General features: G+C 53.8%; 12 protein-coding genes, 2 rRNA genes and 1 pseudogene. 4 read left to right on the top strand and 11 right to left on the bottom strand.

The features are described 5' to 3' along the window. The 4 genes and pseudogenes from IGQ15_RS09825 to IGQ15_RS12085 all read left to right on the top strand — a co-directional run. Nucleotides 1-1,712, top strand: a 23S ribosomal RNA gene (locus IGQ15_RS09825); the annotation flags it as partial. Nucleotides 1,713-1,837: 125 nt separating this feature from the next. Next, nucleotides 1,838-1,954, top strand: a 5S ribosomal RNA gene (gene rrf, locus IGQ15_RS09820). 178 nt (nt 1,955-2,132) lie between these two features. Further along, complete coding sequence (locus IGQ15_RS09815) at nt 2,133-3,446, top strand: S41 family peptidase (protein WP_297051282.1); 1,314 nt, start codon at nt 2,133-2,135, stop codon at nt 3,444-3,446. Nucleotides 3,447-3,464: 18 nt separating this feature from the next. Continuing rightward, a pseudogene (locus IGQ15_RS12085) lies at nt 3,465-3,731 on the top strand (metalloregulator ArsR/SmtB family transcription factor). Between the two features lie 13 nt (nt 3,732-3,744). Here the strand turns inward: IGQ15_RS12085 and IGQ15_RS09805 are convergent. From IGQ15_RS09805 to IGQ15_RS09755, 11 genes are all read right to left on the bottom strand, one after another. Continuing rightward, on the bottom strand, nt 3,745-4,878 hold the full coding sequence (locus IGQ15_RS09805) for a cob(I)yrinic acid a,c-diamide adenosyltransferase (protein WP_297051281.1): 1,134 nt from the start codon (nt 4,876-4,878) through the stop codon (nt 3,745-3,747). Nucleotides 4,879-4,912: 34 nt separating this feature from the next. Further along, nucleotides 4,913-5,092: a hypothetical protein gene (locus IGQ15_RS09800; protein ID WP_297051279.1), complete on the bottom strand. Its 180-nt coding sequence runs from the start codon at nt 5,090-5,092 to the stop codon at nt 4,913-4,915. A 17-nt stretch (nt 5,093-5,109) separates the two neighbouring features. Then, on the bottom strand, nt 5,110-5,832 hold the full coding sequence (locus tag IGQ15_RS09795) for a Stp1/IreP family PP2C-type Ser/Thr phosphatase (protein ID WP_297051276.1): 723 nt from the start codon (nt 5,830-5,832) through the stop codon (nt 5,110-5,112). Between the two features lie 24 nt (nt 5,833-5,856). Further along, the gene (locus IGQ15_RS09790) at nt 5,857-7,566 is read right to left on the bottom strand and encodes an AarF/ABC1/UbiB kinase family protein (protein ID WP_297051274.1); all 1,710 of its coding nucleotides are present in this window, start codon (nt 7,564-7,566) and stop codon (nt 5,857-5,859) included. A gap of 68 nt (nt 7,567-7,634) precedes the next feature. Beyond that, complete coding sequence (locus IGQ15_RS09785) at nt 7,635-8,861, bottom strand: MFS transporter (protein WP_297051273.1); 1,227 nt, start codon at nt 8,859-8,861, stop codon at nt 7,635-7,637. Between the two features lie 111 nt (nt 8,862-8,972). Beyond that, a complete protein-coding gene (gene mutS, locus IGQ15_RS09780) occupies nt 8,973-11,492 on the bottom strand; it encodes a DNA mismatch repair protein MutS (RefSeq protein ID WP_363315840.1) in 2,520 nt (839 codons plus the stop codon). Between the two features lie 197 nt (nt 11,493-11,689). After that, nucleotides 11,690-12,022 carry a hypothetical protein gene (locus IGQ15_RS09775; RefSeq protein WP_297051269.1) on the bottom strand — a complete coding sequence of 111 codons (333 nt, stop codon included), beginning with the start codon at nt 12,020-12,022 and terminating at the stop codon, nt 11,690-11,692. 116 nt (nt 12,023-12,138) lie between these two features. After that, a complete protein-coding gene (locus IGQ15_RS09770; protein WP_297051268.1) occupies nt 12,139-13,539 on the bottom strand; it encodes a PP2C family protein-serine/threonine phosphatase in 1,401 nt (466 codons plus the stop codon). A gap of 91 nt (nt 13,540-13,630) precedes the next feature. After that, nucleotides 13,631-14,932 carry an MFS transporter gene (locus IGQ15_RS09765; protein WP_297051266.1) on the bottom strand — a complete coding sequence of 434 codons (1,302 nt, stop codon included), beginning with the start codon at nt 14,930-14,932 and terminating at the stop codon, nt 13,631-13,633. After that, nucleotides 14,929-15,768: a DNA repair protein RecO gene (gene recO / locus IGQ15_RS09760; RefSeq protein WP_297051264.1), complete on the bottom strand. Its 840-nt coding sequence runs from the start codon at nt 15,766-15,768 to the stop codon at nt 14,929-14,931. Before recO ends, IGQ15_RS09765 begins: the two co-directional genes overlap by 4 nt. 305 nt (nt 15,769-16,073) lie before the next feature. Continuing rightward, a complete protein-coding gene (locus tag IGQ15_RS09755; RefSeq protein ID WP_297051262.1) occupies nt 16,074-16,238 on the bottom strand; it encodes a nucleotidyltransferase substrate binding protein in 165 nt (54 codons plus the stop codon). Nucleotides 16,239-16,304: the final 66 nt, after the last annotated feature.

The raw sequence follows: 16,304 nt of genomic DNA, 5'->3' as shown, positions 1-16,304 counted from the left end.
AGCGAAATTCCTTGTCGGGTAAGTTCCGACCCGCACGAAAGGCGTAACGATCTGGGCGCTGTCTCGGAGAGAGGCTCGGCGAAATAGAAGTGTCTGTGAAGATGCGGACTACCTGCACCCGGACAGAAAGACCCTATGAAGCTTTACTGTAGCCTGGAATTGGGTTCGGGCTTTGCTTGCGCAGGATAGGTGGGAGACGTTGAAGTATCCCTTCTGGGGGATATGGAGTCGCCAGTGAGATACCACTCTGGCAAGGCTAGAATTCTAACCTTCTGCTGTTAGCCAGCGAAGGAACAGTTTCAGGTGGGCAGTTTGACTGGGGCGGTCGCCTCCTAAATGGTAACGGAGGCGCGCAAAGGTTCCCTCAGGCTGGTCGGAAATCAGCCGTAGAGTGCAAAGGCATAAGGGAGCTTGACTGCAAGACCTACAAGTCGAGCAGAGACGAAAGTCGGCCTTAGTGATCCGACGGTTCCGCGTGGAAGGGCCGTCGCTCAACGGATAAAAGTTACTCTAGGGATAACAGGCTGATCTCCCCCAAGAGTTCACATCGACGGGGAGGTTTGGCACCTCGATGTCGGCTCATCGCAACCTGGGGCGGTAGTACGTCCCAAGGGTTGGGCTGTTCGCCCATTAAAGCGGTACGTGAGCTGGGTTCAGAACGTAAATCATTGCGTCACTTCACAGTAATGTGGAGCAGCAAACCGACTAAAATCGGTAGAATCTTAATCAGTGACGAACGGCTGGTTAAGACAATACCGAGGGTAAGCAAGAGTCTCGTGACAGATAATTTGACGCTAAGTTACATTGCTGGTTTTTTGGATGGTGATGGTTGTATCAACTTGCAACTAGTACGACGCAAGGATTACATCCTTGGTTATCAAATCCGTGCTAGTGTCACTTTTTTTCAGTGTTCTTCTCACCGTTCCTTCTTGGAGTGGTTAAAGTCCATTTTCCGAGTAGGGTTTGTGAGAAACCGAAAGGATGGTTTAAGCGAATACGCAATTGTTGATGCGCCATCTGTCTTAGAAGTGCTGCTAACTCTCCGCAGTTACCTTAAACTCAAGAGACCACAGTGTGATTTAGCAATTACTGTTCTACAGGAAGTTGTTCAATCAAGGCGATTAACGCCAGAACAATTCCTGAAGCTTGCTCAACAGGTGGATCAGTTTAGTGAACTGAATGCTTCCAAGAAGCGTTCGATTCGCTCTGATCAAGTGGAACAGTTCTTGAGATCACGACAACTCTTGATCCCGTAGAGACTGAAGCCTAGGCTTGAGTTAGCCATCAAGCGTAAGCTGAGATGCTCTGAGGCTGTCAGAGACATCAAATGTCGGCTCCTGATTCGTTAGTGGCGAGAGTCAGGATGAAGATATAGTCCATGCTCGTAGTGATACGGGAACAACATGCGTGAGACAGTTCGGTCCATATCCGGTGCAGGCGTAGGAGCATTGAGAGGAGTCCTCCTTAGTACGAGAGGACCGGGAGGAACGCACCTCTGGTGTACCTGTTATCGTGCCAACGGTAAACGCAGGGTAGCCATGTGCGGAGTGGATAACCGCTGAAAGCATCTAAGTGGGAAGCCCACCTCAAGATGAGTGCTCCCATGGCATAAGCCAGTAAGGTCACGGGTAGAACACCCGTTAATAGGCTCTCGATGGAAGTCCAGTAATGGATGAAGTCTAGGAGTACTAATAGACCGAGGGCTTGACCTCATCAATCAACAGGTGTCTGAGTCAATTAACTGTACTGACAATCGCTATTTAGTTGAAAGGTTATTGACGCTGAATTTACCTAGCAACTTTTTAGTCTAGGCTTTCAATTTAAAATAAAGGCTTTGCCTAGTGCCCATGGCGCGGCGGAACCACGCTGATCCATCCCGAACTCAGAGGTGAAACGTCGCAGCGGTGAAGATAGTTGGAGGGTCGCCTCCTGCAAAAATAGCTCGGTGCTAGGCAAAATATTTAAATCACCCCATCTAGGTTTTCTAGGTGGGGTCTTGATTTTTAAGAAATGTTTAAGGGATGATCGGTTTTGGATAGGGGAGTGACATTGCTGGGTAGTTCGGTCTATATTGCATCAAATATCGCTCTCCTCAAAAGGTTTTTAGGGTCATGCCTCAATTCATGCGTTTGATGGGTCTTCGGCACTGGGGGCTGGTGGGTTCCTCGGTGGTTGCAGCGGTGCTGGTGGCGGCGTTACCAAGCTACGGACGAATGCAGGACAGCCCAAAGACATTGGTAGATGAGGTGTGGCAAATTGTACAGCAGGAATATGTGGATGAGTCGTTTAATCAGGTGGATTGGCTGGCGGTACGGCGGCAACTTTTGGCGCGGCGCTACACATCGCGGGAGCAGGCCTATGCGGCTATTCGGGGAATGTTGCAGCAGTTGAATGATCCCTATACGCGCTTCATGACGCCGCAGGAGTTTACGGCCTTGCGCACGCAAACGTCGGGGGAAGTTTCGGGGATTGGTATTCGCTTAACGGTGGATAAAAAGACACAACAGTTGGCGATCTTGGAGCCACTGGAAAATTCACCCGCAACTAAGGCGGGAATTCGGGCGGGCGATCGCCTGCTGGCCATTGATGGTCATTCTACTCGACGGATGTCGATTGAGGAGGCATCGCGGCGGATTCGGGGGCGGGTAGGGACTCCCATTGAACTTCTGTTGTTTCGCCCGAATCGCGGTACGTTTCGCTTGACTCTGACACGGGCATTGATTGAGCTTCCTGCGGTGCGATTCCTGGTGAAGGAGGAAGGCGGCGCACGGATTGGCTATATCTATCTGAGTGAATTTACTGCCCATGCAGCAGATCAGTTGCGAGCGGCGATTCGCAAGCTAGAGGCGGCGAAGGTGGAGGGATTTGTTTTGGATTTGCGGGGGAATCCAGGGGGGCTGTTGCAGGCAGGTATTGATATTGCCCGCATGTGGTTGAATCAAGGTTTGATTGTGCGTACGGTTGATCGCAGTGGCCACAGTGAGCAGGCAAGAGCGAATCAATCGGCATTGACAAATTTGCCCCTCGTGGTTTTGGTGGATCACCGCTCTGCTAGCAGTAGTGAAATTCTCACAGGGGCATTGCAGGATAACGGTCGTGCGATTGTGGTAGGCACGCCAACCTACGGTAAGGCTTTGGTACAATCCATTCATCAATTGAGTGATGGGTCAGGCCTGTCGGTGACGGTTGCCCATTACTACACGCCCAATGGCACGGATATTAACCGCACAGGGATTACGCCGAATGTAATGGTGACGCTGCCGCAAGAGGTGAGTACCAATCCCCGTTTGTGGACGACAGCAGCTGATCGCCTGTACCAAGCAGGAGTGGCTCAATTGCGCCAAGCCATTTATCGCAGTCAAGCGCCTCAGCCCCTGAATACGGCTCAAACAGGTGAGCGGGAGCAATTTCACCAGCCCCTTGGTGTTCCCTGTTCGGTGCAGTGATAGGAATACCCTGCTGAGATTCAATTGGCCTGCCATGCCCTTGGGGAGTCGTTGCGGTTGAAGGTGATTGAGATTCTGCATCGGGAGGAGCTGTGTGTCTGTGCTCTGTGCGATCGCCTGCACCTGACATCCTCAAAGCTCTCGTTTCATCTGTGGGCACTGCGATAAGGGAATCTTGTGCTCTCGCGCCAACAGGGGCGGTGGGTCTATTACCGCTTAAATCGCCCCCCATTTGAACTGTCATCGCCTATTTGCAGCAGTTTACAGTGGGGGAAACGATGCTGACTTGCATCTGTTCTTAGAAATCAACGCCGCGCTTGAGATCAACGCCCTTCTCGGCATAGTGTTTGTGGCAGATCATCTCCGAGTGGACGCTGGCCAGTTCAAAGTAAGCAGGGGGGTATTTGCAGCGACCAGTAATAATGATTTCCGTGGTGCAGGGCTTGCGCAAGAGCGTTTGCACAATCGGTTCGACGGGGAGAAGCTCGAGGTCAACGGTGGGGTTGAGTTCATCGAGAATAATCGTTTTGTAAAGGCCAGAGGCAATGGCGGCTCGGGCAATTTCCCAGCCGCGTTCGGCTTCAATGTAGTCAATTTCCTGCTGCTGACCGCGCCAGACAATGGCATCCCGACCACAGCGGTGGTGATCGACTAAATGGGGATAGCTTTCCTTGAGGGCAGCGATCGCCGCATCTTCGGTATAGCCCTGCCCCCCCTTGAGCCACTGGAGAATCAGGACACGGTGGGATTGATCGCGGCTAATTCCTTTGCCAATCGCCTGAAGGGCTTTACCGAGGGCACTGGTGGACTTGCCTTTGCCATCCCCTGTATAGATTTCAATCCCTTCAATGCCCTGTTCTTGAGCTGTAGGATGCACAAGGGGACGCATCTCGGAGTGGAGGTCAGCAATTTGTAGGAGTTGGGCAGGGGCACCCCGGCCAGTGGCGATAATCTCTAGGTGTTCGGGCTTGCGGCGGAGGGTGTTGACAACTTCATCAATGGGCAAAAGGCCTAAATCTAAGACGGGGTTGAGTTCATCTAAAACAATGACGGAATAGAGACCAGAGGCGATCGCCCCCTTGGCAATGTCCCAGCCCCGCTGTGCCTCTTGGCGATCGAACTTGGTAATTTGCTCGGCAGTAAAGTATTCAGCGCGGCCAGTGCGCACTTGGTCAATCAGGTGAGGAAACCCGCGTTGCAGAGCTTCAATGGCGGCATCTTCGGCATAGGCACGGCCGGGTCCTTTGAGAAAGCGCAACAGGAGTACCCGAGTGGGCCACGCAGAGGCGATACCCAGACCAATGGAGCGCAGAACAACCCCGAGGGCGGCTTGGGATTTGCCTTTACCGGCACCGTCATAGACGTGGAGTTGACCGCTCACTCGTCCGGGGCGAATCTGAGCGGTTTGAATGCCAATACCTGCACGGGTCATAGGGGCGTGAATCAAAGAACCTAGAGGGATTGTATCAAGGGTGGGGTGGGGTTTTGAGAACAACGGCTTCAACTGTTAGATCAGTGGTAGTGGTGGCGGTAATCGCCCAACGGAGGGGCTGACCATGGGCTTGCAGCGCTTGTTCGATGGCCTCATGAAAAGGCGGGGAGAGGGTATCTCGGGGTAGGGTAAGACGGATAAATTCGGTTGCCATAGGTTTTGCTTGATGGGTTAAACACCAATGATAACGACGGTGACATTATCGCGCCCGCCGTGGGTTTTAGCTGCATTGACAAGGGCAGTCGCTGCTTTTTCGACATTGGGTTCACTAAGGTAGATACTGATCACTTCGTCGGTGAGTTCTTCGGTCAAGCCGTCGCTGCACAGGAGCAGTCGATCGCCGGGCTCTAAATCAATGGGTTGAATATCAATTTGGGTGAGGTCTTCGCGGCCTAGGCACTGGGAGAGGACATGGCGCCACGGATGCTGCCGTGCCTGCTCAAGGGTCAAGCTACCCAGTTGTACAGCTTGGGCAATCCACGTGTGGTCGCTGGTAATTTGCTGGAGTTGATCTTTGCGCCAGCGGTAAATGCGGGAGTCGCCCACATGGGCACACCAAGCGCGATCGCCCTTTTCATCAACCAGAACCACTACAGCCGTTGTCCCCATATCAGCACGGGCAGTATTTTGGCGTTGCTGCTCAACAATGGCGTGGTTGGCGGCGAGAAAAGCTTGGCGGAGTAGGGTGACGGGGTCATGCTGAAGGTCTTCAAGGTGGGTTTCCAAGAATGCCTGAATATGTTCGACTGCTAAACGACTGGCTTCCTCGCCCCCAGCGTGCCCGCCCATGCCATCGGCCACAATAAAAAAACGCTGATGCTTTTCGTCAATATAAAAAGCATCCTGATTGCTTTTGCGAATCAGACCGCAGTCAGTTAAGCCGACAACGTCCATGACCCCCCTATTTTGGGCTGCTTGTTAAAACATCTTTTCATACTTATCGAGTTTAAGCATTAGTCGCCAATAGAGGATACCAAACCATACCGCTAATGCGGCTGCCACACCCGCCAAGAGGAGATACTGGTTCACGAGTAAAATTGTCGCCACTAAGGAAAAACTACCAATGAGGACGACATAATTGAGCCCTAAGTTAATGTTACTCAGGCGCCGCAGAATGCGATCGCTCTCACTGGAACGGACGCGCAAGCGCAGATCACCATTTTCAAGTTTATCAAGCACCTCTTCAAGGCGACGGGGCAAGCCAATGGCACTGCTGCCCACTTGAGCCGCTTGACGACTCAGTTCAGAGAAAAGACTGCCATTACTGGGATCGGGGAAGTTTCCGTTGGTCATAAGTTCGGTCGCAAATGGTTGGGCAACTTGCATGAAGTTAAAGTCTTTGTCGAGTCCCTTGCCTACCCCCTCGAGGGTGGAAAATGCCCGCATCACAAAGGTGAATGTGGCGGGAAAACGGAAGGGTTGGTCATAGGCAATTTCGTAGAGGTCATCGCTAATTTGAGCCACCGATTGGGCTTCAAAGGACTGGTTCATGAAATTGTCGAGGAGATACTGAATCGAGCGACGTACCGGCCCTAGATCGCCTGTGGGAACCAAAGCTCCTAGCTCTACAAGGCACTGTACCACCTGTTCGGCATCCCGTTGGGCAATGCTTAAAAATGTTTTCAGCAATTTATCGCGAGTCACAGGTTGAATGCGCCCCATCATGCCAAAGTCGTAGAAAATCAGTTGGCCGTTGGGGCTGACGGCAATGTTGCCCGGATGGGGGTCAGCGTGGAAAAAGCCGTCATTGAGAACTTGATACAGGTAAGCCTTGGCACCGAGTTCGGCAAGGCGTTTGCGGTCTAGACCCGCCGCTTCGAGGGCTTCGTAGTGGCTAATTTTAATCCCCGGTAGGTACTCAAGGGTGAGCACGCGCCGTGAGGTGTAGCGCCAATAAACGCGGGGAACACAGGCCCACTCGCGATCGCGAAAGTTGCGGCGGAAGGTGTCGGCATTGCGTCCCTCATTGAGGTAGTCAATTTCTTCGTAGAGAATGCGGCAACACTCATCGTAGATGCCTATCCAGTCGCGCCCTTGCCCCCATTTGGGGTGGTTTTGGAAGTATTGAGCAATCCCTTTGAGAATCGCTAGATCAATATCAAACAACTGCCGTAGGCCGGGGCGTTGAACCTTGACCACCACTTCTTCGCCCGAGAGGAGTTGCGCTTTGTGGACTTGGCCCAGACTGGCGGCGGCCATGGGGATGGGGTCAAAACTGCGAAACAGTTCAGGGATGTGGCGGCCAAAGTCTTCGTAGATGATTTTTTCGACTAGCTCGTAACTAAAGGCGGGGACGCGGTCTTGAAGTTTACTGAGTTCTTCGACATATTCGCTGGGAAAGAGATCGGCACGAGTGGAAAAGAGTTGCCCTAGTTTGATGAAGGTGGGGCCAAGGTCAAGGAAGGTTTCGCGGATCCAAATGGCTTGGGCACGGCGTCGCGCCGCACGCTTAGCATCAGTCATACCGCCCCAGTAGCTCCAAGATTGGGTGAGGAGCCAACGGCCAAAGAGAAATCGCCAGACAAAAAACCAAATATCAAAGAAGCGCCGCGTTTTTGAGTAACGCTCGCGATTCCAACGGTAGGATTTGCCGGTGGGCGTCAAACTGGCCGAAACTGGTGTGGACACACGCTCTTCCCTAGTGGGTGATCTCAACAAATTGTAACGAATCCCTAACGACACCAAAGAATAATAGGCTACAGGGCATAGCGATCGCGGCCCATGCCGAGGGCAAAACGCAGAGAATCGGGCAGGCTTTTGCTACTGGCTGTCAAGAAGAAGGTCAGCCCCAAGAGGCTAAAGACCGCCGCCATGCGAAAGATGAGGCGATAACCCAAAGGATCAATCAGCCCGCCCAGCAGTGGCCCTGCCAAGGCCATCCCCAGATCAAAGCCCCCTAAACTGAGGCTAAGAACCCGTCCGCGCTCATCGGTGGTGGAGCGATCGGCCATCAAGGCAGCGACCATGGGAATCACGACACCGCCGGCAAGACCTTCAAGGATGGCAGCCCAGAGGATATCCAAGGAGGTTTGGGCTTGGGCGAGGAGCACCATCGAGATAAAGTAGCAGGCAAGGCTGGCGGAGATGAAAATGCCCCGTCCCCAGCGATCGGAGGCAGAACCCGTGGCCACGCGTCCCATAAAGCTGGCGATCGCTGCCACAGAGTAAAACAGCCCTGCGGAAATGTCGAATCCTTCAGTGGCAATAAACAGGGGCATAAAAGTGGCGATCGTGCCAAAGGTCAGCCCTACGCTCAGCATCACCAAGCTGGGAATCCGCAGCCGCTCTGACAGCAAGAGCCGCCAAAAGAGGGCTTTTTCTGGGCGAGGCACTCCAGGGTCCTGTGGGATATTCACCGCCTGCACCCCTGCGGCAGCCATGAACCCAAGGGCAGCTAAGCTACTGGCAGTCATGAAGACTGAGCCATGACTGTAGTTCATTTGCAGCCAACTGCCGAGACTGGGTCCGAGGGCAACCCCAATGGGATGAACAAGGCTGGTGTAGCCAATGATTTCACCGCGATGTTGGGGTGGGGCAATATCCGTCACCAATGCCATGTAGCCAGTGGTAAAGCCAGCGATGCTAAGGCCATGGAGAAGGCGCACCGCAACAAGAAGGGGTAGGTTGTGGCTGACGATATAAAACAGGGGAGCGATCGCGGCCACAGCGAGGCCAATGAGCAGTGTAATTTTGCGTCCTTGGCGATCGGCCAAAGACCCTAACCAAGAGCGGGAACCAATTAGCCCCACGGCAAAGGCACCCATGACAAACCCCACCTGATGGGGTGTGCCCCCCTTCTCAGCAATGTAGAGGGGTAACGTGGGTAACATTGCGGCAATGCTGGACCAAAACAGCAGACCAGCCAGTACGAGCCTAAGGAGCGTTTGGCGCACGGATGGGGGTAGCTTCAATAGGACAACCACAAATCCCCCTTGTTAACAAAACGTTACATTCCTTATCTATGATAGCTTTTTGCTGGCCGCTGGCGATGCAACCGAATTCTGTCTACTGCTAAAGAATTGGGGCGAAACAAGTTAAAAGGGCAGTTCTCCTTGATCAATTTCGGAAGTTTCTGTTCTCATTTTCGCGGTGCCATTCATTTGGCTCTTGCGTAGCCCCACGGCAATTTTGCTGTGCTTTTCAATTTGGCGCATGACTTCACGGGCACGCTGAATCACTACAGGAGGGAGGCCAGCAAGGCGACCTGCCTCGATGCCGTAGGAGCGATCGGCACCACCGGGCTTGACTTGGTGGAGAAAAATAATCTCGTTGGGGAGTTCTTTGACCACCACTTGGTAGTTGGCCACATTGGGCAGTAGCGTTGCCAGTTGATTGAGTTCGTGGTAGTGGGTGGCAAAAATGGTGCGGGATTTGAGTGTGGTCGCAAGATATTCTGCGACTGACCACGCGATCGCCAGCCCATCAAAGGTGGCCGTGCCGCGCCCAATTTCATCAAGGAGGACAAGGGAGCGATCGCCCGCATGGTTGAGAATATTGGCCGTTTCATTCATCTCCACCATAAAGGTAGATTGACCCGTGGCGAGATCGTCAACGGCACCCACCCGGGTAAAAATGCGATCGCACACTCCCAAGGTGGCACTGGTGGCGGGCACATAACTACCCATTTGTGCCAGCAGTTGAATCAAACCCACCTGCCGCAGATAGCAACTTTTGCCACTGGCATTGGGGCCTGTCAGCACCATCAGATCCGCAGCCGTACCGAGTTCCGTATCGTTGGGAACGAACAACCCTGCTGGTAGCATCTGCTCGACCACCGGATGGCGCCCGCCGCGAATCCGAAGCTGGCGATCGCGAGTCATTTGCGGTCGGCAATACCCCTGATACAACGCCACCTCTGCTAGCCCCAAAAGGGCATCTACCGCTGCCACCGCTGCCGCAATCTCACGAATCGTTGAGGCCTGAGCGGCCACCTGCTCCCGCAACTGCACAAAATACTGGTACTCCAGTTCAAAAAGATGGCTTTGAGCTGCCAATAGCCGCGCTTCCCGTTCCTTGAGTTCAGCCGTAATAAAGCGTTCCTCATTTGTGAGGGTTTGTTTGCGGATGTAGTCATCGGGGACTTGGTTCAGCTTGGTGCGGGAGACACTCAAATAGTAGCCAAAGACTTTGGTATAGCCCACTTTGAGCGTGGTAATGCCCGTGCGTTCCCGTTCTTGAGCTTCTAAGTTAAGAATCCACTGCTGATCTTGCTCAATTTGCTGGCGTTGCTGATCCAGTTCGGGGTAGGCACCCGATCGCAGGAGACCCCCTTCGGTGAGACTAATGGGGGGCTGATCCACGAGGGCCGCACTGAGGGTATCCGCCAACTGCTCAATCACCGGGGGCAGGTGGGCAAGGGCTTGGAGATAGGGCGATTGGGTTGCCGTCACAACCGCAGCAAGGGAAACTAATGTGCGAAAGGAGTCCCGCAGTGCTGCTAAATCACGGGCATTGGCTGTCCCAGAACCCGCCCGACCCGCTAGGCGTTCGAGGTCATAAATTTCCTGAAGGTGGCGGTGCAGACTTTGACGCAGGCTACTATTGGCCATCAATTCAGCAATGGCCTCTTGGCGCGCCGTAATTTGCTCAATATCAAGGAGGGGTTGCAGGAGCCAGCGGCGCAATAGACGCCCCCCCATTGCCGTCGTTGTGCGATCAATCGCCCACAGCAGCGAGCCTTGGAAGCTGCCATCGCGGACGGTTTGCGTCAGTTCCAGATTGCGGCGGGTTTGCGGGTCAAGGAAGAGATACTGGGCGAGGGAGTAGGTACTGAGGTTTTGCAGGGGCACTGCTTGTTGGCGATGGGTTTCATCCAAATAGGCTAAGAGGCCACCGGCCGCCCGCATAGCAAGGGGCAGATGTTCACAGCCAAAGCCTTCGAGGGATTTGACCTGAAAACGTTGACACAGGCGTTGGCGAGCTTCCGCTGCCTGAAAATCTTGGGGCGATCGCAAAGTGTAGCACCATTGCGGCGGTAATTCGGCGGGCAACCGATCCTTGGCTTCGCCGGGGCGCAGAACGCGATTAAGGTCCGGCGCTTCACTGGGGAGGAGGATTTCTGCCGGTTGCAAGCGGTTGAGTTCGGCCACTAAATCGGCGCGATCGCTCCCTTGGGTGGTACAAAACTCCCCCGTCGAAACATCGGCATAGGCCAACCCCCAATGGTGCCCTGAAAGCAAGACGGCGGCTAGGAAATTATTGCGGCGTGGTTGGAGCAGCTCTGTATCTAGGACTGTTCCGGGGGTAAAGACTTGAGTCACTTCCCGCTTCACCAATCCTTGGGCTTGGGCGGGGTCTTCCACTTGATCACAGATGGCAATGGCATAGCCCTTTTCAATGAGTGTGCGGCAGTAGCGCTCAAGGGCGTGGTGGGGAATGCCGGCCATGGCCACTCGTCCCACTTCTTTGCCCCCCTCTTTGCCAGTGAGCACGAGTTCCAGTTCGCGGGCAACGATACAGGCGTCCTGAAAAAAGGTTTCGTAGAAATCCCCCACCCGATAGAGGAGGAGGGCTTGGGGGTAGGCATCCTTAATTTCAGCATAGTGCTGCAGCATCGGTGTCAAAAGCGATCGCTCCACCTCATCGTGGCGCACCTGTAGGCCGGGGTTGCGTCCTAAGCGCAGGGCAGGGGACTCAGTCTCAGAATGGGGCAGCGAGCGATCGTCGGACATGGCAACGTCACAGCTTCCTGTGGTGTGCTCCAAGGGGGCCTTATATTATATATAGTTTTATCTATTGTGGAGTAGAGCACCTAATACTCATCCCCCGTGGTCTCCATAAAGAGCCACTCCGCCAGTCCCGGGCTATTTTCCCCAAGGATGGAAATGGCCTCTTGAAAGCGGCTGCGTTGAACATTGGCCTTGCTGATGCGCTCTGGATAAGTGGTCATCAGGAGGTAGGGCTGGCTTTCGCTTGATTGGACAAAGGTTTCCACACCAGCAACAAGGGGATGGATTTCAAAAAAATGGTGAAGAGTCATTGCTTGGTTCAGCGTTTTTGCTTCGATAAAGCCCAAATGACGGGTGAGGGTATCCCAAATTTCCTCATCATCGCAGCGGAAGCTGACTTCAACAAAGTAGCGCATCCCCACCTCACACACCCCTGTCGCTATCTTAGCTGCTTCTATTAATCCCATTGTCATGATCTTTGGGATGGCTGGTGGGGAGCAAGGGTAGTCAAAGGAGGCGGCTCTATCCCCTATTAGTCAATGACGCGCAGAATCACCAACGTCATATCATCGCTGCGCCGGCCATTGGCATTGGTAAAGGCATCAACGGCATCAAAAATATAATCCAATAGTGCCTGTGCCCCTAAACCTTTGGCGCAGCCTTCCTTGACAACCGCTGCTAGGCGTTCTTCCTCAAAGCGTTTGCCCTTAGGATTATCCGCTTCTGTAATGCCATCAGTGTAGTAAATCACGGTGTCCCCCGGTTGGAGGCGTACTTCGGCCTCTTGATATTGGCTGCGGGTATCCAGACCAATGAGCATACCGTAGGTGTCCAGCCGATGGATAATCCCGGTTTCAGCCCGCCATAGCAGAGGGGGAAGGTGGGCCGCATTACTGTAAGCTAGGAGCCGCGTTTGCGGGTTGTACTCAGAGTAAAAGAGGGTGACAAAGCGGTGGGAGCTTTCTAAATCTGGCTGCATCGCCCGGTTAAGGTGCTGCAAAATGCGGCTAGGACGGTGACCATTGAGCGCTTCTGCCCGCAGCATGCCTCGGGTCATGGTCATGATCAGTCCTGCGGGAACCCCTTTACCCATGACATCCCCAATGGCAATGCCCCAACGGCCCTGTTCAATGTCTTGTTGATCGCCGAGGCCATAGGTAATGGGAATAAAGTCATAGTAGTCCCCCCCAACCCAACTGGCGGTGCGACACTCGGCGGCTAGCTCTAGGCCGTGGATTTTGGGACAGCGGTGGGGCAAAAGTCGCCGTTGAATTTCAGCACCAATTTCCAGTTCCCGATCCAAGCGCTGGCGATCGCGCAACTTTAAGGCCAGTTCATCATTGGCAATGGCCACGGCCGTTTGATCCGCAATCACCTGCAACAGTTGCTGCCGCGTTTCATTCCACTCATACTCTGGTTGCTGACTAAAAACGTATAGCCGCCCCCGCTCCGTGAGTCCCGAATCCTTGACGAGAATCGCCGTGCCGTAGAACTGAATGCCTTGGGGGAGACGTTCTCGCAGTTGCTGATCCAACAGTTGCTCAAGCCGAGGACGGCTGATCTCGCGATCGCTCCCCGCATCAATTGCAGCCATACCAACGCTATTGGCAAGGGTGCGGGTGGCCGTTTCTAGGGCGGCGCGGATATTGGGGCACTGATCGCTGGCGTGACAATGGAGTTGTTCAAGACGAGCCTGACCATCGGCACGAAATAAGACTAGGGCCGCTGCTTCCGCCTCCGTCACCCGACAAGTAATCAACGGGATCAGCTCAAAAAATTGATTCAGGTTGTTGAAACTCCGCAGCGCAAAGCTCAGGGACGCCAGTAGCTCCTGAATTTTACTGTTTTCCCGCTGTAACCGCGACACCATTTTCTTGAGGGCGATCACAGGGCTAGAGGAGGTTGTAGAGGACGAGGAGAAGGCAGGTAACATGGTAAGTTACGCTAGCAAAAGCGTCAATTGACTCTACAGCGTAGCGCAAAAAACGTCAAGATGAAAGGATTTAAGATTTTTTATGGAACTTTTAGAGCAAGCCGCCGCTCACCATGCCGTTGCGATGGCTGAGGGTCATCAGCGTCCCCCCAAGGGCGATCGCCGCCCCCAAGCCGATGAGTACCGGTTGCAGCCCCCACCACGTCTCCGCTAAACCCGCCACCGCCAAGGGTACACTGAGGGCAATATTCACGAGGTTATTTTGCAGCCCAAAAATCGTCCCCCGCTGTTCGGCGGGTGTCATGAGTTGAATTAAGGTTTGCATGGGAATCGCGACAAAAGCGGCAAAGAAGCCCAAACCAATGATGTAGCCCATGCTCCAAGCCAAAGAATTGAGACTTAGGGAGAGACCAACAAACATGCCCCCCATGCCCCAACAGCCAACTAAACCCGACCAGCCGTAGGTAAAGCGCTTGCCCACCGTATTCAAAAGCAGTGCCCCTAGCCCGAGTCCGCTGGCCGCCGCCGCCAAAAGAAACCCAAATTGATCCGTATCAAGGCTGGGTAAGACTTCCGCAAGGCGCACCACTAAAACGGACATGGCTGCCACAATTGCAAAAAGTAGGATGAGCTGCAGCAGGGCAAAACGCAGGGCTGTATATTCCTGCAGGAGCTGAAGTCCTTGACGCAGTTCTTGCCACACTTGGCGATAGCGGCTGGGCGGCAGATGACACTGATCTGGTGGCCGCAGCAGCATTAGTAGGAGTGCTGCCCCCCCATAACAGGCACTGACAAAGACAGCCCCACCCCACTGGGAGTGCCAGTGGCTCGCGAGATTCAAAAGCGGCTCACCCGCAGCGAACCCCACCACGAGAGCAGCCATCATCGTCAGCGTATAGAGGGAGTTGGCGGACATCAGATGGGACTTATCCACCAGCAGAGGAATGGCCGCCTGTTCTGCGGGGGCAAAAAATTGCGTTAAACAGGAAATCGTAAACGTAATCAGCAACAGCGCCATAAACCCCAACCCTTGCCCGGCGCCAAGGAGAATCGTGATCGGAATTCCTAAGACAAGGAGGGCACGGTAGAGATTGGTGACAATGAGCACCTGTTTTTTTGACCACCGATCCACAAGCACCCCTGCCACCGATCCGAGGAGAATGGCTGGAATCGTAAAGGCCACCATGATTGCCGACACCCAGCCACTAATACTCTGGTGTGCCGCTTGGAAAAACTCTGTAGTGAGGGCAATCACAAATACAAGGTAAATTTTGTCAGCCAACTGCGAGCAGACCTGCGCCAACCAAAGAGCAATAAAATTGCGGTTTTGCCAGAGGGGAGGGACCGGTGGTAGGGAGAGATCCAAGCGAATGTCTTGCTGCTCAATGGTCATGGCTGGGACACCGCAACAGGTGAAAAACAACTATCAAGGAGGGGGGGCACCCGCAACGTTTGCTCCAAATGAAATTGCAGGTACTGGCGCAACACCCGCTCAAGGGAGAGCCAAACACTAAGGGGATAGGCCTCAGCTCGGGGGAGGAATTCATCCCGTGGTAAGGATTGAGTGGTGGGCAGTGCAAGCCATTGCCCCAGACGGACTTCACTGGCTGTCAGTTGGCGATCGCCACAAATACCCGCAAGAGAATCGTTCCCCACTGTGTGCTCTGCCTTGAGGGTAAAAACACCACCACTGGCAAAACTAAAACCCAATCGCCAGTCGGTATCCGCTGCAGGGACGGCAATTTGGCAGCCACTTTCATGGCACTGGTACCATTCCGGGGCAATACCCCCCAATCGCAGGATGCCACAGAGGCCGCGCACCAATAGGGCTAGGGCAGCGCGACTCGAAACCCCCTGAAGCTGGTTTAAGGTGGCACAGAGCCAATCAAAGAGATCCGGCTGGGGTTGCTGCGGATGGACTTGGTAGAGCACCACCTCACCGAGATATTGGGCAGCGGTAAGAGTGGTCAAGTGGCTGTTGAGGCCTTGGTATGTGGCTACTGTTTCTGCTTGCAGGATGCGATCTAGATTGCGCCCAGGACTAATAAAGAGGTCATTGACGACAAACAAATCCACCCGTCCGCCCAGTTTTGAGCGGGAGCCACGGCTATGGGGGGCGACTAACTTTAACAGTCCGCGATCGCGACTAAAGACACTGAGCAGGCGATCGCTTTCCCCCAGGGGCATGGCCTTGAGGTTAATGCCAATTGTGCGGTAGGTGCGACCCATCCCAAGTATCCAGACAATAGTGGCAGATTGTTCGCCTATCTTTTAGCCTATCGCGGCCAGTCCCCTAAACAGTCATCAACTTGTTGCGGGCAAACCATGCCACCCCATCCGTCATTGTTGATATTTCTCCTGCAAGCAGTTGTACAGTGTCCGAAAAACAGGGGTAAACCTGTGTTTAATCAATCGTTCCGCCTCTTTTGCCCTTTGCCAAGGCATCTAGCAGTGTCTCCGTGTCTTCCTCGGTGAGATAGCCCGTCCCACAGGCCTTGCGAATAGCTTCTCTGGGGGGTCACATTTAGCCCCTCCTAGAAAAGAAGCTCTTTCAGTGTTTTCCACGCTAGTTCAAAGGTGAACTCAAACATTTGCACCAGACCGGCTCGCTCTAGTTCCGAATACTCCTCCTGAGCACAAGCAGTTTCTAGGCGGATTAGGGCGCGGCCAAAGTTCTGCAACCGCTGTTGCCAACCCATCGCATCTCTATATTTTATAGGAGTGATGTGGGCAGGCTAAAACCCCTCCGCTTCAGCGAGGGGATA

Source organism: Thermosynechococcus sp. M98_K2018_005, from assembly GCF_015295825.1.
GTDB lineage: Bacteria > Cyanobacteriota > Cyanobacteriia > Thermosynechococcales > Thermosynechococcaceae > Thermosynechococcus.
Note: the sequence above shows the minus strand (reverse complement) of the source record. Positions and strands in the feature narration are given on the sequence as shown.